At 46.7% G+C, this 17,022-nt stretch carries 15 protein-coding genes and 1 pseudogene; 14 read left to right on the forward strand and 2 right to left on the reverse strand.

Features of this window, described 5'->3' with window-relative positions; all coding sequences use genetic code 11:
* Window positions 1–62 precede the first annotated feature (62 nt).
* On the reverse strand, window positions 63–794 hold the full coding sequence (locus EPB59_RS00380; protein ID WP_055029202.1) for a glutathione peroxidase: 732 nt from the start codon (window positions 792–794) through the stop codon (window positions 63–65).
* A 140-nt stretch (window positions 795–934) separates the two neighbouring features.
* Here EPB59_RS00380 and oxyR point away from each other — a divergent pair, with 140 nt between their 5' ends.
* Window positions 935–1,828, forward strand: coding sequence for a DNA-binding transcriptional regulator OxyR (gene oxyR, locus EPB59_RS00385; protein WP_055029203.1), 894 nt, complete (start codon window positions 935–937; stop codon window positions 1,826–1,828).
* 73 nt (window positions 1,829–1,901) lie between these two features.
* Here oxyR and EPB59_RS00390 read toward each other — a convergent pair.
* Window positions 1,902–4,378, reverse strand: a pseudogene (locus EPB59_RS00390) (penicillin-binding protein 1A).
* Between the two features lie 141 nt (window positions 4,379–4,519).
* Between EPB59_RS00390 and pilM the strand changes: the two are divergent.
* The 13 genes from pilM (at window position 4,520) to EPB59_RS00455 (ending at window position 16,749) form a co-directional block, all read left to right on the forward strand.
* Window positions 4,520–5,536 (forward strand): type IV pilus assembly protein PilM, encoded by a 1,017-nt coding sequence (gene pilM, locus EPB59_RS00395; RefSeq protein ID WP_055029205.1) that lies wholly within the window; start codon window positions 4,520–4,522, stop codon window positions 5,534–5,536.
* On the forward strand, window positions 5,526–6,104 hold the full coding sequence (locus EPB59_RS00400; RefSeq protein WP_055029206.1) for a PilN domain-containing protein: 579 nt from the start codon (window positions 5,526–5,528) through the stop codon (window positions 6,102–6,104). Before pilM ends, EPB59_RS00400 begins: the two co-directional genes overlap by 11 nt.
* On the forward strand, window positions 6,097–6,687 hold the full coding sequence (locus EPB59_RS00405) for a type 4a pilus biogenesis protein PilO (protein WP_000135851.1): 591 nt from the start codon (window positions 6,097–6,099) through the stop codon (window positions 6,685–6,687). The genes EPB59_RS00400 and EPB59_RS00405 overlap by 8 nt, the downstream gene beginning before the upstream one ends.
* Window positions 6,677–7,195: a pilus assembly protein PilP gene (locus EPB59_RS00410; protein WP_000794742.1), complete on the forward strand. Its 519-nt coding sequence runs from the start codon at window positions 6,677–6,679 to the stop codon at window positions 7,193–7,195. The genes EPB59_RS00405 and EPB59_RS00410 overlap by 11 nt, the downstream gene beginning before the upstream one ends.
* Window positions 7,196–7,220: 25 nt before the next feature.
* Complete coding sequence (locus EPB59_RS00415; RefSeq protein WP_055033430.1) at window positions 7,221–8,936, forward strand: type IV pilus secretin PilQ; 1,716 nt, start codon at window positions 7,221–7,223, stop codon at window positions 8,934–8,936.
* A gap of 186 nt (window positions 8,937–9,122) precedes the next feature.
* Window positions 9,123–9,647, forward strand: coding sequence for a shikimate kinase AroK (gene aroK / locus EPB59_RS00420; protein ID WP_000818614.1), 525 nt, complete (start codon window positions 9,123–9,125; stop codon window positions 9,645–9,647).
* 27 nt (window positions 9,648–9,674) lie between these two features.
* Complete coding sequence (gene aroB, locus EPB59_RS00425) at window positions 9,675–10,760, forward strand: 3-dehydroquinate synthase (RefSeq protein WP_195707019.1); 1,086 nt, start codon at window positions 9,675–9,677, stop codon at window positions 10,758–10,760.
* A gap of 53 nt (window positions 10,761–10,813) precedes the next feature.
* Window positions 10,814–12,292, forward strand: a complete 1,479-nt coding sequence (locus EPB59_RS00430; protein WP_055051281.1) for an AAA family ATPase — start codon at window positions 10,814–10,816, stop codon at window positions 12,290–12,292.
* 69 nt (window positions 12,293–12,361) lie between these two features.
* Window positions 12,362–13,195, forward strand: coding sequence for a Dam family site-specific DNA-(adenine-N6)-methyltransferase (locus EPB59_RS00435; protein WP_154171301.1), 834 nt, complete (start codon window positions 12,362–12,364; stop codon window positions 13,193–13,195).
* A 126-nt stretch (window positions 13,196–13,321) separates the two neighbouring features.
* Window positions 13,322–13,996 (forward strand): ribulose-phosphate 3-epimerase, encoded by a 675-nt coding sequence (rpe, locus tag EPB59_RS00440; RefSeq protein WP_000651339.1) that lies wholly within the window; start codon window positions 13,322–13,324, stop codon window positions 13,994–13,996.
* Window positions 13,997–14,015: 19 nt separating this feature from the next.
* Window positions 14,016–14,696, forward strand: a complete 681-nt coding sequence (locus EPB59_RS00445) for a phosphoglycolate phosphatase (RefSeq protein ID WP_154171303.1) — start codon at window positions 14,016–14,018, stop codon at window positions 14,694–14,696.
* A 125-nt stretch (window positions 14,697–14,821) separates the two neighbouring features.
* Window positions 14,822–15,838: a tryptophan--tRNA ligase gene (gene trpS / locus EPB59_RS00450; protein WP_154171304.1), complete on the forward strand. Its 1,017-nt coding sequence runs from the start codon at window positions 14,822–14,824 to the stop codon at window positions 15,836–15,838.
* A gap of 146 nt (window positions 15,839–15,984) precedes the next feature.
* Complete coding sequence (locus tag EPB59_RS00455; RefSeq protein ID WP_055064347.1) at window positions 15,985–16,749, forward strand: substrate-binding periplasmic protein; 765 nt, start codon at window positions 15,985–15,987, stop codon at window positions 16,747–16,749.
* Window positions 16,750–17,022: the final 273 nt, after the last annotated feature.

The raw sequence follows: 17,022 nt of genomic DNA on the forward strand, positions 1-17,022 counted from the left end.
TCAATCGGTTTGTTCTCAGTCTGAAAGGGCAGTTTTAGGCTCCCATGTGGGAGCCCAGAAACTTATTGATTTAGGTAGACTTCTAAGTCGTCGCTGCCACCAATGTGTTTACCACCGATAAACACTTGCGGCACCGTAGTACGGCCTGAAACAGCTCGTAGACTCACTGTGGTGGCGTCTTTACCTAAAATTAGCTCTTCATACTGTAGACCGGCATCAATCAGTGCTTGTTTCGCCTTGGCACAATAAGGACAGCCAGGCTTAGTAAAAATAGTCACTGATTCTTGCACCTTGTATTGAGGGGCAATGTATTTGAGCATGGTATCGGCGTCCGATACTTTGAACGGGTCGCCCGGCTCATTCGGTTCGATAAACATTTTTTCTACCACACCGTCTTTAACCAGCATGCTGTAGCGCCATGAGCGTTTACCAAAGCCAAGGTCATTTTTATCCACCAACATGCCCATACCATCGGTAAATTCACCATTACCATCAGGAATGAAGGTGATGTTGTCGGCGTTTTGGTCATCTTTCCAAGCATTCATCACGAAAGTATCGTTGACCGATACGCACAGAATGCTGTCGACACCATGCTCCTTAAATACTGGGAACAGCTCGTTGTAGCGCGGTAGGTGAGTGGATGAACAGGTTGGAGTAAATGCACCCGGCAAGCTAAATACGATAACGGTTTTGCCTTTGAACAGTTCATCGGTAGTGACATTCACCCAAGCGTCACCTTGGCGAGTTGGGAAAGTAACTTGTGGAATGGTGTGACCTTCTTTAGATGTAAACATTTTTATGCCTCATTCGTAATAGGTAATTTAGATTCAATGAGATGTGCTCTCTTGTTGCTGGCTATTGTTAAAGAAATTCTTTGATAGCTCTAATCGTTTAATGCTATGGTTTTGATAGATGCATTCTATCTAGGTGAACCATGAACATTCGTGATTTTGAATACTTGGTCGCGTTAGCCGATCACAAGCATTTTCGTAAAGCGGCAGAGGCGTGCTTTGTCAGCCAGCCAACACTCAGTGGCCAGATCCGCAAGTTGGAAGATGAGATAGGAACAACCTTACTTGAACGCAGTAGCCGCCGAGTTCTGTTTACCGAAGCTGGACTACAACTGGTTGATCAAGCAAAGAAAATTCTTTCTGAGGTGAAAACATTCAAAGATATGGCCAACCAGCAAACCGGAGCCATGACTGGGCCTTTACATATCGGTTTTATTCCAACGTTAGGACCTTATTTGCTGCCTCGGATTATCCCAACACTGAAAGAACGTTTTCCTGAGTTGGAGCTTTATCTGCATGAAGCGCAGACCAGCCAATTAGTGCGTCAACTTGAAGATGGCAAACTCGATTGCTTGGTGCTCGCTTCGGTGGAAGAGACCGCGCCGTTTAAAGAAATAGAGCTGTATGATGAAGTGATGAGCATCGCAGTACCTTGCGATCATGCTTGGGCTGAGCGTGATGAAGTGGATATGCTGGAGCTGAAAGGTAAGACCGTATTAGCTTTAGGAGATGGGCATTGCCTGCGCGATCAAGCGTTAGGTTTTTGCTTTGCTGCGGGAGCGAAAGATGATGAACGCTTTAAAGCCACCAGTTTGGAAACTTTGCGTAATATGGTGGCGGCGGGAGCCGGTATTACGTTACTGCCGCAGCTAGCATTGCCTGAAGACAAGAAAAAAGATGGAGTGTGCTATTTGCGTGCGGTGAATCCCATTCCATCACGTCGCTTGGTGTTGGTCTATCGTCCCGGATCGCCTTTGCGTCAACGCTTCGAGCAATTAGCTTCGGTGATCAAACAGCGTTTGCAACAAGCTCATTGAGCGAAATAGAAGACAAAAAAAGAGGCTGCATAGTATGTATATCAGCCTCTTTTTTTTATTGGTTTACGTGAAACTAGAACAGCTCTTCACCTGAGCTGGATGAATAAATCGATTCATTCACATGCTCACTGACGTATTCTGTAGGTTCAGTCCCCGCTTCGAAATATTCGAACATAGAACTCGAATCTAATTTGTTGGTGAGGAGACCTGAATCACGATCGATTCGGACACGCACAATATTGTCTGGCACGACTTTCTCTTGCACCGGAACGCCGTCTAAGGCGAGTGACATAAACTCAACCCAAGCTGGGAGTGCGGTTTTACCACCCGACTCCGCACCAGAAACATCATCTTCGATATTTGGATTGGGCGCTGTTTTACCTAAGTTACGGCTGTGATCATCAAAACCGACCCATGTTACGCCGACGATACCCGGGCCATAGCCGTTGTACCACGCATCTTTAGAATCGTTGGTGGTACCGGTTTTACCGCCGATATCACGACGTTTAAGTGCTTGTGCGCGCCAGCCTGTACCATTCCAGCCAGTACCAGCCCCCATTCGCCACCGCCCCATATGTTGCTGTACAGCATTTCTCGAACTAAAAACGCGTTTTGTTCGGAAATGACTTTCGGTGCATACGGGCTTGCTGCATCTTGTTCAGCAAATTCGTTCAGTTCAGAAGTGCATTGGCTATGGCAAACCACTTTCGGCGTAGCACTAAATTCGATTTTACCAAATGGATCTTCAACGCGACTAATGTAGAACGGTTCAACGTAGTAACCATTATTGGCAAACACTGAAAACCCTTGTGCGACTTTGACTGGCGTTAAACTACCGGCACCTAGCGCAATAGTTTCAGAGCGGGGGAGCTGCTCTAAGTCAAAGCCAAAGCGAGTTAAGTATTCGCGAGTTTCATCCAAGCCAACTTCGCGGAGAACACGTACCGCCATTACGTTTTTGGATTGGGCTAAGCCAATTCTCAGGCGTGTTGGGCCGGTATACGTTGGTGGCGAGTTCTTTGGTCGCCACGCAGTGCCTTGGCTTTCATCCCACTGGTTGATCGGCGCATCGTTGATCAGTGTTGCTAACGTCATCCCTTTATTGAGGGCGGCGGAATAGATAAACGGCTTGATACTTGAACCCACCTGACGAACCGATTGGGTGGCACGGTTAAACTTGTTGTGCACGAAGTTAAAACCACCGACCAGCGCTAATATTGCACCATTATCCGGATTCATTGCGATAAACGCTGTGTTGGCATTGGGAACCTGACTGAGCTTCCAGCCATTTAAGGGGGTATCTCCCGTGCGTGGACGAACCCAAATTTGTTGCCCAGCGGCTAAGAATTCAGTGGCACTTTTCGGCAGAGGTCCTTGGCGGTCGTCATTAATAAAGCGGCGCGCCCAGTTAATATCTTCCCAAGCTAGGGTTTGTTCGCCATAGCTTTTTACCCAAACTTGTGCAGATTTATCGTGAACTGCAAGCACGACAGCTGGGAACATGTCGCCGTAAGTGGGTTCATTACTTAAGTAATTCGTGAGTTGTGAGCTGCCCCACGCTGGCTGATTTGCTTTCCACAGCTCTTTCTCTGCACCGCGATAACCGTGGCGTTCATCGTAAGCCAGTAGGTTATTCACCGCAGCTTGGTTAGCGGCTTTCTGTAACTTGGATTCAACCGTGGTATAGACATTCATACCTGAGGTATAAGCGGCTTCTTCGCCATAACGCTCGACCATCCAAGCACGAGCAATTTCTGCTACATAAGGGGCGTTCAGCTCAATTTCGGCACCATGGTATTTTGAGATGACAGGTTCAGCACGTGCAGCGTCGTATTCGGCTTGGGTGATGTATTTCTCATCGCGCATACGCAGTAACACCACGTTGCGACGGTTCGTTGCACGTTCTACCGAATAAATAGGGTTCATGGTGGAAGGCGCTTTCGGCAGACCTGCAATCAGAGCAATTTCACCTAAAGTGAGATCTTTGACTTCCTTACCAAAATAGGCTTGAGCGGCTGCGCCCACGCCATAAGAACGGTAACCGAGGTAAATTTTGTTGAGGTAAAGTTCTAGGATTTCTTGTTTGCTGAGCAGCTCTTCAATATGGATCGCAATGAAAATTTCTTTAATTTTCCGCATCACTTTCTTCTCGTTAGAGAGGAAAAAGTTACGCGCTAGCTGCTGAGTAATGGTACTCGCACCTTGAGAAGCACTTCCTGATGCGACTACGGCAAATGCCGCACGAGTGATACCAATCGGATCAAATCCGTAGTGCTCATAGAAGCGAGAATCCTCGGTAGCAATTACCGCTTCAATTAACTCTTTGGGCATCTCTTCCAGTTTGAGAGGAATACGGCGCTTCTCCCCAAATTGGGCGATGAGCTTGCCATCTTGACTGAAGACTTGCATCGGAGTTTGTAACTGGACGTCACGTAGAGTGGCGACATCTGGCAATTCTGATTTCACATAAAAATAGAAACCAAAGATTGTTGTGACTCCAAGAATAATGCAAATCAATGAAAATACTAATAAACGCTTTATGAACTTCACCGGAGAATCCCTGTTTAGTTGAGGCTGCACTAATGCAAACCCTTGTACTCTAGGCTAAAACCTTAGCTCGCAAAATATCATCTGCTTATTTACTGAGAAATAGGCATGTCGAGCTGAAACTCTTTACTGGAGCTTAGCCTCATGGGTAAATCATTAGTTACGGGTATTGATATCGGCCACCACAGCATTAAAGCCGTGGTGCTCAAACCTATGGGCGACACCTATGCGCTTATGGGGTATGAGGAGTTGCTCGTTACCGCTGATATTTTCACCGATAATCACACGCTCGATTATCAGAAAATTGTAAAGAAACTCAAAGAACTAAAAAAGGGGTTGCCTCTATTTAGTCAGAAAGTCGCGATTGCAATCCCGGATAACGCGGTAATTAGCAAAGTATTACAAATAGATAGCGATCTTGAGCTGCGAGAGCAGGAGTTCGCTATTTATCAGGCTTTTTCTCATCAATCTCCATTTCCCGTTGAAGATCTTAGCCTTGATTTCGTCAAAGTGGCGGAAAAAAATCTTGCACGCAGTAGTACGACGACGTTTCAAGTCTATGCCACCAAGAAAGAAGTGGTTGAAAGCCGCTTGCAAGCCAGTAGGAAAGCAGGTTTTGAGCCGATCTTAATGGATGTGCAAGTACACAGTTTGCTTCATTTGTGGCAGTTGGCTAGCCGCGCGTATCGCCGTGCTGACTGGATGCTAATTGATATTGGACACACACAAAGCTCTTTGTGCCTGGATTTTCCAGACAAAATGCCTTTTTACAAAGATGTGCCACTAGGAACTCGATTGGTCGATTTAGAATCTGCCAACATATCCATGCTCAATCCTCCCCAATTGCAGGACTCATCGCAGCGTTTTATCAATGAATTGGTGGATAAAGTGGCGCGTCAAATCCAACTGTTTACGTCGGTGCATGGAGCACAAAGCCTCAATGGTTTGTGGCTATCAGGCGGTGGTGCGGCGATGGAAGGATTGCCAGAAGCGTTGTCCCAGCGTTTATCTTTGCCTTGTGAAGTGTTGAATCCTTTTGCGTTGTTCAAAATGCAGGTCTCAAAACGTAAACGCCAAGTCGTTGATGGCCAACGTTTTAGCACTGCTGCAGGACTCGCTTTGCGTGGTTTAGCATGGTTGGAGAGTGAACATGCTGCATAACGTTAACTTATTGCCATGGCGAGATGAGCGGCGCGAAGCGCATAAACGGCGCTTTCTGGGGCTTGTGGTTTTGGGCGTGTTGTTGGCGGTACTGATGCAGTTTGGTGCTGGAGAATATTTAAGTGGTCAGGTCGCGCAACAACAGGAACGGATTGGTTATTTGAAACAACACATCTTTTCGTTGGATCAGCAAATCGCCAAACTCAAGGTGACGGAAGAGGAACACAAGGCATTGTTGACTCGCTTGAATGTTGTTGAGCAGCTACAGCAAAAACGCAATAAAACCACGGACTTCATGAATCAGATGCCAATGCTGATCCCTGAAGGCGTGTACGTCGATAAGATCAAAATGAATGGGCATGAAATCGAGATAACGGGGATCAGTGACTCTACAGCTCGCTTAGCGACCATGCTCGACAACTTAGAAAAATCCCCCAAGCTCAGTGACGTAGAGATGCATGAAATTGTCTCGGGTAACAAACGCTTTGGTAAGCAATTTCAGAGCTTCAAGGTTTCCTTTCAGTTCTTGAGGTCAGACTCGACACAAGGTGGGGCGAACAATGGCTAGTTTTCAAGAGTTAGAACTGGACGAAATGGCAGAATGGCCGGTGTTACCCCAATTGCTGGTGATCTTGCTGCTGATGCTATTGGTGCAAGGCGCAGGATACTGGTTTTATCTGATGCCCAAACAAGATGAGATCGCAGCACTCAAGCAGGAGGAAGAAACCGTCAAAGCCACGTTACGCATCAAAGCAAACAAAGTGGCTGCTTTGCCGCAGATCCAAGCTCAATTGGATGAATTGAACGAGCGCTACGATTTTTTACTACGCCAACTGCCTGTGCAAAAAGAGCTAGCCAGTATGCTGGCATCAGTAAACCAACTTGGTCTGGATAATTCACTGACATTTACTCGGATTGATTGGGGGGAGCGTCAAGCTCAAGAGTTTTTGTATCGCCTTCCACTCAATATTGAACTGACCGGGAATTACCACGATATCGGAGATTTCTCTGAGGCAATCGCGAAGTTACCGCGCATTATCAACTTCGATGACATCGATTGGCAGCGGGTCAGCCAAGAAAGTAGCACGCTGCATTTTCGGGTAAAAGCTTACACCTATCAGTTTAAGCAGGAGGTGGAAGATGAAAAATAACCGATTCTGGCTACCACTGATGGTGATGTCGCTGTTGGTGGGATGCAAAGCCAACCAAGATGATTTGGTGGGGTTTGTCGCACAAGTCGAGCGGGATGCGCGTAAGGATGTCAGCAAACTCAAGCCGATTTTGGAATTTCAAGTGACGACTTACCAAGAGCGTAAAGCGCGCGAGCCGTTTGTGTTGCCCCGAGAAGCCTTGGTGCAAAGTCAGCCTGTTGTTAAAGCTGACTGCTGGCAGCCTATGCCTCGGGCTAAAAATGGTCCTCTGGAACGTTACCCACTCAGTCAATTGCGCTTAAAAGGTGTGATGAGTAGCGGTGGCTCCATCTCTGCGCTGGTTCAGACACCAACGGGTAATGTGGTGAAAGTAAAAGCAGGGCAATATCTAGGTAACAATAACGGAAAAGTAACCCGTGTTGACGATAACTATTTGTTAATTAATGAAACTTTGCCTGATGGCTTAGGGTGTTGGAATCAGCGTAACGTCAAGCTGGCTTTAAAATAATAGGTTGAAGTATAGAGATATAACGATGAGAAATGGATTGAAAACTTATGTCGCACAGGCTTGGCTGACCTTATGGGTTGGTTTGGTGCTTTGTGCTGCTTCCGTAGCGCATAGCGCGGAGTCGGCTTCTACCAATCAACTGCAAAATATTGATTTTCGGGTCAATAAAGACAAAGCCGCAGTGCTGATTGTGGAGTTAGCTTCCCCCTCTGTTGTCGTGGATGTTCAAAAAGTCCAAGAAGGGCTGAGTATTGAGCTGCTAAAAACGGATGTGGCAGATGACAAGCTTTACTTATTGGATGTAAAGGACTTTTCCACTCCTGTTCAAAGTATAGAAGTGTTCCGCAAAGAACCTAGCACTCAGTTGATTGCGACCATTGATGGTGAGTTTAAACATGACTACAGCTTGAAAGGAAAATACTTGGAGGTGGTGATCAGTAAGCTTAAAGCAGATGAAAAACCACAGCCGAAAAGTATTCTAGAGAAAGAAGGCAAGCTGATTTCAATTAACTTCCAAGATATTCCTGTGCGTAACGTACTGCAGCTAATTGCCGATTATAACGGCTTCAACTTAGTGGTATCGGACTCGGTGGTCGGTAACCTGACGTTACGCTTGGATGGGGTGCCTTGGCAGCAAGTTCTCGACATTATCTTGCAAGTTAAGGGCTTGGATAAGCGTGTTGATGGTAACGTTATTCTCATTGCACCCAAAGACGAGTTGGATCTACGAGAAAAGCAGGCTTTAGAGAAAGCGCGTTTAGCGGAAGAACTGGGTGATTTAAAATCAGAAATCATCAAAATCAATTTTGCTAAAGCTTCAGATATCGCCGCCATGATTGGCGGAGAAGGCAACGTCAATATGCTCTCTGAGCGGGGATCGATCAGCATTGATGAGCGTACTAACTCGCTACTGATCCGAGAGTTACCCGATAATATTGCCGTGATCCGCGAGATCATCGAATCGCTGGATATTCCGGTCAAGCAAGTGCAAATCGAAGCACGTATAGTTACTGTCAAAGAGGGTAACTTGGATGAGCTTGGTGTGCGTTGGGGGGTGATGTCAACCAACGGTAGCCATTCCGTTGGTGGAAGTATTGAAAGCAACTTATGGCAACAAGGACTTTTGGCTGACGACGAATTTCCGGTCGATCAGTTCTTAAATGTGAACTTGGCGTCAGCATCAGCGAACGCTTCCTCTATCGCTTTCCAAGTGGCTAAGCTTGGTTCCGATACCTTATTGGATTTAGAGCTCTCAGCACTCCAAAACGAGTCGAAAGCAGAAATCATTTCTAGCCCTCGTTTGATTACCACTAATAAACAACCAGCGTACATCGAGCAGGGTACGGAAATCCCATACCTTGAGTCATCATCGAGTGGAGCGTCTACCGTATCGTTTAAAAAAGCGGTATTGAGCTTGAAAGTTACCCCGCAAATTACGCCGGATAACCGCTTGGTGCTGGATTTGAGTGTGACTCAAGACCGCCGCGGTGAAACGGTGAAAACCGGTACGGGTGAAGCGGTATCGATCGATACTCAGCGTATTGGCACACAAGTGTTAGTGAATAATGGAGAAACAGTCGTATTAGGTGGCATTTTCCAGCACAGCATCAATAATTCAGTGGATAAGGTGCCGCTGCTTGGAGACCTGCCAGTTTTAGGTGCGCTATTTAGACGAACGTACGAGCAAATGGGCAAAAGTGAGCTGTTGATTTTCGTCACGCCGAAAGTGGTCATTCAATAACTTAGCGTGTGTGTAACAAGCGAACAAAAATTAAAGTTGCAATAGTGGCACCATATCTAGATAATTTCGGGTCTTATCACGAAATATCGGTGAGGAATAGGTGCCACAAGCATTCCTATGGTTGGCTGATGTCCAACAACTCTTGTGGCGATGTCATTGAATTAACGTTGTAAATTACTGCTGAACATGGCTGAGAAACGCAATATTTTCCTTGTTGGCCCTATGGGCGCTGGCAAAAGCACAATTGGTAGACACCTAGCTCAACAACTGCACATGGAGTTTATCGACTCTGATACGGTTATCGAAGAACGTACCGGAGCGGATATCGCATGGGTGTTTGATGTTGAAGGTGAAGAAGGCTTCCGCAAGCGCGAAGAGGCCGTTATTAATGATCTAACCGAGCAACAGGGTATCGTACTGGCGACGGGTGGTGGCTCAGTAATTAGTAAAGAGAACCGCAACCGACTGTCTGCTCGCGGTATCGTTGTATACCTTGAAACTACTATCGAAAAACAATTGGCACGTACCAATCGCGATAAAAAGCGCCCACTACTGCAAACCGATTGCCCACGCGATGTGTTAGAGCAATTGGCAGAAGATCGTAATCCTCTGTATGAAGAGATTGCTGATATCACGGTACGTACCGACGATCAAAGTGCAAAAGTGGTAGCCAATCAGATCGTAAAAATGCTAGAAGAACACATAATGTAATGTTTCTTCGAATTGGAGTGCAAAACCATGGAGCGGATTACGGTCAACCTCGGTGAACGTAGCTACCCAATCTCAATCGGTGCCGGATTGTTTACCAATCCGGCCCTTCTTCCTCTCTCAGCAAAACAGAAAGTTGTGGTCATTACCAATCAAACGGTTGCCCCTCTGTATGCTGCTTCTATCCTCTCTTTACTCGATCAGTTAGGCTGTCAGCACGCGCTGCTGGAACTGCCCGATGGCGAGCAATACAAAACCCTAGAAACCTTTAACACGGTGCTGAGTTTTTTGCTTGAGCACAATTACAGCCGTGATGTGGTAGTCATAGCCCTCGGTGGTGGTGTGATTGGTGACCTAGTCGGTTTTGCTGCCGCTTGCTATCAACGTGGTGTTGATTTCATCCAAATGCCGACCACTTTGTTATCACAAGTTGATTCATCGGTTGGAGGGAAGACCGCTGTCAATCATCCTCTTGGCAAGAATATGATTGGTGCTTTCTATCAACCTAAAGCGGTCGTGATTGATACCCACTGCTTAGCCACTTTGCCTAAGCGTGAGTTTGCCGCTGGCATGGCGGAAGTGATCAAGTACGGCATCATCTACGACCAAGCGTTTTTCTACTGGTTAGAAGAGCATATGGATGCGTTGTATGCGTTGGACGAGCAAGCGTTGACTTACGCGATTGCACGTTGTTGCCAGATCAAGGCTGATGTGGTGGCGCAAGATGAGAAGGAATCTGGGATCCGAGCGCTGCTCAATCTCGGTCATACCTTTGGGCATGCGATTGAAGCGCACATGGGCTATGGCAATTGGTTGCACGGTGAAGCCGTATCTGCGGGTACGGTAATGGCGGCGAAAACTGCTCAATTACAAGGCTTTATCGATCAGGCTCAGTTTGAGCGCATCGTGGCTATACTGAAAAAAGCACAACTGCCTATCTGCACGCCGGACGACATGACCTTTGCCGATTTCATGCAACACATGATGCGTGACAAAAAAGTCTTGGCGGGTGAACTGCGTTTAGTGTTACCGACTAGCATCGGTACTTCTGAAGTGGTGAAAGGTGTACCAGAAGCGATCATTGCCCAAGCCATTGAGTTCTGCCGCACGGTATAAACTAGGTTTTTGCGAATCATTTTGAATTTTGACAATTGTCATAGGATGGCCCGATGAGTTTGGCACATGAACTGGATTTAGAGTCTCAAACTGAATTACTGGAGCGGTTGCAATTGCTGACCCGCTTTGGTTCTAACTTGGTGAATGTTTGTGGTCGCCAAGGCGCGGGTAAATCTTGGCTAGCACAGCACTTTTTAGAGGGTTGGGCACAAGATAAAAACCAGTCGTTACTCATGTGTCATCCGAATCAAAATGATGAGCAACGCCGTGTCACTATCTTGTCACAGCTTTTTTCTGAGCCATTATATAACCCGAAAGATTCATTAGCTGAGAGTTTTACTCGCCTGTTTGAGGAGCAAAGCTGTGATATCGCGATTGTGGTCGATGATGCGCATCTGTTATCCGAATCATTGGTGTCTGAGTTGTGGATGTTGGTGTTAGAAGCACAAAGCAACCCGCGTTGGAACGTCAATGTGGTGTTGTTTGCTCAAGACAATGGTCTGGATGCTTTGCTGACGCGTCTAAGTTATGGGCAAGAACATAAGCCGGTCGATTTAGAAATTGAGATGCTCTCCGAAGATGAAGCGGATCGTTTATTCGAAAATCGAGTCATGCGCTATGTTGATCCACAACTTGAGCGTAAAGTGCGTAATGCTTATAAAAAAGTGAATCCATTACCGGGGGAAATTATGGCGTTGGCGGAAACGAAAAATGAAAAACGGGTGGTGATCCGCTCGATCATCGGTTCACCGTTTAATATTGCTCTGGTTGTGTTGCTACTACTGTTGCTACTTGGTGGTGGCTACTGGTGGTTACTCTCTAAACCGGTTCCGGAAGAGATGCAGACCACAGAAAACGCTACCGGTGAGCAAACGGCGATTCCAACGCTCAATTCAAATGCCAGTGCGGGTGATCTTACTCAAGAGGGCAATGCTGCCAATGGTGAGTCTGGTTCAGCAACTCATGGTCAAGGAAGTGGGGCGGATGATGATACGGCCGCTTTACCACCAGATGTGGTCGATACGACCGCTAGTGTTGGTATTGAGGATGATGGTAAGCGCGTAGTGATCAATTCCGATGTCGTGGACGCGTTGCTGCAAGGCAAAGCAGAGGCCACCGATACGTCAGCGATCAATAACGTCGTTGAGTCAACGCAAGCGGTGACTGAGTTGAAAACCAAGACGTTAGAAACCGCTCCTGCTCAAGCATCGCAGTCTAAACCGGTGAGTTTTTCTTTTGCGCGTGATGAGCTAAAAGCCATGTCACCGCGCAGTTACACTTTGCAGTTAGCGGCCATGAATTCGATGCAGGATGTTCAAGCCTTTCTTGATGAACATAAGCTGCAAAATAAAGTGTATATCTACCCAACCCAACGCAATGAGGTTGAGTGGTTTATTGTCACCATGGGCAATTATCCGACCATCCAAATGGCGCGTGATGCTTCAGAAAAACTCTCTGCACCGTTACAAGCACTTGGCCCTTGGGCAAAATCGCTTAGCCAAGTACAGCGGGAAATTGAGCGTAAGAAATAAACCTGAGCTTCACTGAAAAATATGTTACATTCCGCAGCCTTATTTTGTGGCGAAAGATTAGAGCAGTAGATGAAAAAGCAGCGTGCCTTTCTGAAATGGGCTGGGGGTAAATATAGCCTAGTAGAAGACATTCAACGTCATCTACCTGAGGCGTGTGAGCTCGTGGAGCCTTTTGTTGGCGCTGGTTCGGTTTTTCTTAACACCGATTTCGAGCGTTATCTGCTGGCGGACATCAATCCGGATCTGATCAATTTCTACAATTTGCTGAAAGTACAGCCACAGGTTTATATCACAGAATCTAAACGTTGGTTTGTGCCGGAAAATAACCGCAAAGAAGCCTATCTCGACATTCGTAAGCAGTTTAACCAAAGCGATGATGTGATGTTTCGCTCCTTGGCTTTCTTGTATATGAACCGTTTTGGTTTTAATGGCCTGTGCCGTTACAACAAAAAAGGCGGTTTCAATGTCCCCTTTGGTTCTTACAAAAAACCCTATTTCCCAGAGCAAGAACTCGAGTTTTTTGCTGAAAAAGCGCAGCGTGCCACCTTTATTTGCGCGTCGTATGGTGAAACCTTCGCTCGCGCGCAAAGCGATAGCGTGATTTATTGCGATCCACCTTACGCACCGCTGTCGACTACGGCCAATTTTACCTCTTATGCCGGCAACGGTTTTACCTTAGACGATCAAGCGGCGTTAGCCGATATCGCCGAGAAAACCGCCAAAGAGCGTGGAATTTCGGTGCTGATTTCCAATCACGATACTACCCATACTCGCCGTTTGTATCGCGGCGCGCAGCTCAATGTGGTCAAAGCTAACCGTACCATCAGTCGTAATGGTGCTGGGCGTAATAAAGTGGATGAGCTATTAGCACTCTTCACTCCTCATCTTTCATCGCAAGCGTAATCTTGTGGGCTAAGCGGCAGATTTCACCGCTTAGCTGTAAGTTGTACGCTAGGATCTCATCTCGAGCTTAGGTAGAATGGCGGCCACATTGTGTTCAGCTCGCATTCCATTTCACATGAGGTCGGTATGAAAGATTTTCTCATTGCTCCATCCATTCTCTCCGCAGATTTTGCTCGTTTAGGTGAAGACGTTGCCAAGGTACTGGCCGCTGGTGCGGATGTGGTGCATTTCGATGTGATGGACAACCATTACGTACCGAACCTGACGTTTGGCGCGCCGATTTGTAAAGCCCTGCGCGATTACGGCATTACGGCACCGATTGATGTGCATTTAATGGTGAAGCCGGTGGATCGCATCATTCCGGACTTTGCCAAAGCTGGCGCTTCCATGATCACTTTCCACGTTGAAGCCTCAGAGCACGTGGACCGTACTTTACAACTGATCAAAGAGTGCGGCTGTCAGGCGGGCGTGGTACTGAACCCTGCGACACCTCTGCACCATCTCGATTACATCATGGATAAAGTCGATTTGATTTTGCTGATGTCGGTGAACCCAGGCTTTGGCGGACAATCTTTCATTCCACATACTTTAGATAAACTGCGCGCGGTGCGTGAACGTATCAAGCAAAGCGGGCGTCAAATTCGTTTGGAAATTGATGGTGGCGTGAAAGTGGAGAATATCCGAGAAATTGCGGAAGCGGGTGCCGATATGTTTGTGGCAGGCTCGGCGATTTTTGGTCAGCCTGATTACCAAGCGGTGATTGAGCAGATGCGTGCTGAACTGGCGAAAGCCAAAATTTAATCTGATTTAGGATCGTGTTTTGAAATCCATAAAATTAATTGCTTTTGATTTGGATGGTACGCTGCTCGACAGCGTACCAGATTTAGCGGTAGCGGCGGATCAAGCCGCACGTGCGGTGGGTTACCCTGCGGTAAGTGAAGCGCAAGTGCGTGATTATGTCGGCAACGGTGCCGATGTGTTGATTGCGCGCGCACTCAGCCAGAGCTTAACGATCAATCCTGAATTAAGTGAAGAATTGCGTGCACAAGCGCGCCACCTGTTTGATGAGTTTTATGAACAAACAGGGCACAAACTAAGCCACCTGTACCCTAATGTTAAAACCACGCTTTTAGAGCTGCACCAAGCGGGCTTTATTCTGGCGCTCGTGACCAATAAGCCTTCTAAATTTGTGCCAGATGTTCTAAAGCAACACGGCATCGCGCACTTTTTCAGTGATGTGATTGGCGGCGATACCTTCCCGAATAAAAAGCCGGATCCGATGGCGCTGAATTGGTTATTAGAGAAACATCAGTTGAACGCTGAGCAAATGTTGATGGTCGGAGATTCGAAAAACGACATTCTGGCGGCAAAAAATGCTGGGTGTTATTCCTTCGGTTTAACCTATGGCTACAACCACGGTGAACCGATTGCCAATGCAGAGCCAGACTTCGTTTCTGATGACATTGGTACTCTGCTTGAAGTGGTGCTCGTTTCGGCGTAAAAGTTGCCGTTCATACTAGTAAAATACTCGTTAATGAGTACACTGCTTGAACCGCGCCGATTCCGTGCGCGGTTTTTGTCACTTTGTTTTGTGTAATTTCAATTTCATTCAAGGAAATCAAACCCATGAGCAAACCCATTGTATTGAGTGGTGTTCAACCGTCAGGTGAACTAAGTATCGGTAACTACTTGGGTGCTCTACGTCAATGGCAACAGATGCAAGACGATTATGACTGCCAGTACTGTGTGGTGGATTTGCATGCGATTACGGTTCGTCAAGATCCGAAAGCACTGCATGAAGCGACATTGGATGCTTTGGCTATCTGTCTCGCGGTTGGCGTTGACCCGAAAAAGAGCACGCTATTTGTTCAGTCACACGTACCTGAGCATGCTCAACTCGGTTGGGTTTTGAACTGCTACACCCAAATGGGTGAGCTGAGCCGCATGACTCAGTTTAAAGATAAATCTGCACGCTATGCTAACGATGTGAATGCGGGTTTGTTTGGTTATCCGGTGCTGATGGCGGCGGATATTCTGCTGTATGGCGCGCACCAAGTGCCAGTGGGCAGCGATCAGAAACAACATCTGGAACTGGCACGCGATATCGCGACCCGTTTCAACAATATCTACAGCCCAGAGCAACCGATTTTTACCATTCCTGAGCCTTACATCCCAACTGTGAATGCGCGGGTAATGAGTCTGCAAGATGCGACTAAGAAAATGTCCAAATCAGACGATAACCGCAAAAACGTGATCACCTTGTTGGAAGATCCGAAGTCGATTATCAAGAAGATCAATAAAGCGCAGACCGATGCGGAAACCCCACCGCGTATCGCTTACGATGTTGAAAACAAAGCGGGCATCGCGAACCTGATGGGACTCTATTCTGCAGCGACAGGTAAAACTTTCGCCGAAATCGAAGCTCAGTACGCAGGCGTAGAAATGTACGGCCCATTCAAGAAAGATGTGGGTGAGGCGATTGTCGCTATGCTTGAGCCTGTTCAGGCGGAATACCATCGTATTCGTAATGATCGTGAATACCTGAACAGCGTAATGCGTGATGGTGCAGAAAAAGCCTCGGAAAAAGCACTGCAAACCCTGAAAAAAGTGTATACAGCCGTTGGTTTTGTGGCTCGCCCTTAAGCGTTGTGGGCAGCACTATAATCCGAATAAAAATAGAGCTAGGTTTCCTAGCTTTATTTTTATGGGATAAGCACTTGGCTGATTTCCCCGTTTTGAAGGATTGAAGGCTACACTTTACAGCATTGCAACTGTGACGAGTTTGGTGGATGAGACAACTTTGGTTATGGCTTTTGATTGGTATTGCTCAGAATGCTTGGGCTGAGCCGCTGCGGATTTGCGTGGGTGACATGAATGTCTGGCCACCTTTTACCTATTGGCAAGGCGAATCAGATCAAGAGAAAGTGGCATCATTAACTGGCTCTGCCACCACGTTGGTGTTGGAAGCGTTACAAGCTCAGCATATTGATTATCAAATAAACTTTATGCCATGGGCGCGTATCCAGCATGAGCTGGCCCACGATAGTGGCCGCTGTGACCTAACTTGGGATGCAAGCCATCGAGCAGAACGAGAAGTTTATAGCTATTTTTCTGTGCCGCTTTACACCATACAACTTGGGTATTTCACCTTGCCCGAGCAAACAAAGGATTTACAGTCGTCAAAAGACAGTGGGGTCTTGTGTGGGGTAAACGGATTTAACTATGAGCGATTTGCCTTATCAAGAGCACCTTCGTTGTACTTAAATTCAGTTCAACAAGCGCTGAACATGTTACAAAAAGAACGCTGTGATTGGTTTATTAGCGAAATTGAACCGATTTATGGTGGTATTCAGCTAGGAGTTTATGTGCTGCAGCGCCAAATCATCCATCATTCGCTGGGTAAAAATAAGCAGTATCATGTGCAGATTCGGCGCAGCTTGCCGAATGCTTCGCCTTTGATCAACGGCTTGAACCAGTACTTTCTCAATGCTCAAAAAACGGGACATGCACAAACCGTGTTTGACCGTTACCTCTCTTTACCACTCGCTCACTAATTCCTTTTGCTCGCTGTGAATTTTGCTTCACCAAGTGAAGTGAAATTTTAATCCTATTGAAATCTGATGGTTGTAAAGCCCATTTACTCTGCTTGTTGAAACTTTGCGATTGATTCAAGTATTTGCTCTATTGATGAGATAGATGTCTCGATATGAATGCTGAATGTTTCCGTGTTGCATGAAAAACAGCAACACTCATCGCGCAAAGTGGTTTTGCTTTAATACTAAACAGTGACTCAACACACCCTGTTTACCAATTAACACTAAGCAGGG

It is taken from the genome of Vibrio metoecus (genome assembly GCF_009665255.1).
Classification (GTDB): domain Bacteria; phylum Pseudomonadota; class Gammaproteobacteria; order Enterobacterales; family Vibrionaceae; genus Vibrio; species Vibrio metoecus_B.

What these genes read in the sequence shown, in the direction of transcription:
- pilM (WP_055029205.1), top strand. Translation starts at nt 4,520, where the DNA reads ATGGGTAAATCATTAGTTACGGGTATTGATATCGGCCACCACAGCATT.
- EPB59_RS00435 (WP_154171301.1), top strand. Translation starts at nt 12,362, where the DNA reads ATGAAAAAGCAGCGTGCCTTTCTGAAATGGGCTGGGGGTAAATATAGC.
- oxyR (WP_055029203.1), top strand. Translation starts at nt 935, where the DNA reads ATGAACATTCGTGATTTTGAATACTTGGTCGCGTTAGCCGATCACAAG.
- EPB59_RS00380 (WP_055029202.1), bottom strand. Translation starts at nt 794, where the DNA reads ATGTTTACATCTAAAGAAGGTCACACCATTCCACAAGTTACTTTCCCA.
- EPB59_RS00400 (WP_055029206.1), top strand. Translation starts at nt 5,526, where the DNA reads ATGCTGCATAACGTTAACTTATTGCCATGGCGAGATGAGCGGCGCGAA.
- EPB59_RS00410 (WP_000794742.1), top strand. Translation starts at nt 6,677, where the DNA reads ATGAAAAATAACCGATTCTGGCTACCACTGATGGTGATGTCGCTGTTG.
- EPB59_RS00455 (WP_055064347.1), top strand. Translation starts at nt 15,985, where the DNA reads ATGAGACAACTTTGGTTATGGCTTTTGATTGGTATTGCTCAGAATGCT.
- aroK (WP_000818614.1), top strand. Translation starts at nt 9,123, where the DNA reads ATGGCTGAGAAACGCAATATTTTCCTTGTTGGCCCTATGGGCGCTGGC.
- EPB59_RS00415 (WP_055033430.1), top strand. Translation starts at nt 7,221, where the DNA reads ATGAGAAATGGATTGAAAACTTATGTCGCACAGGCTTGGCTGACCTTA.
- trpS (WP_154171304.1), top strand. Translation starts at nt 14,822, where the DNA reads ATGAGCAAACCCATTGTATTGAGTGGTGTTCAACCGTCAGGTGAACTA.
- EPB59_RS00405 (WP_000135851.1), top strand. Translation starts at nt 6,097, where the DNA reads ATGGCTAGTTTTCAAGAGTTAGAACTGGACGAAATGGCAGAATGGCCG.
- EPB59_RS00430 (WP_055051281.1), top strand. Translation starts at nt 10,814, where the DNA reads ATGAGTTTGGCACATGAACTGGATTTAGAGTCTCAAACTGAATTACTG.
- aroB (WP_195707019.1), top strand. Translation starts at nt 9,675, where the DNA reads ATGGAGCGGATTACGGTCAACCTCGGTGAACGTAGCTACCCAATCTCA.
- rpe (WP_000651339.1), top strand. Translation starts at nt 13,322, where the DNA reads ATGAAAGATTTTCTCATTGCTCCATCCATTCTCTCCGCAGATTTTGCT.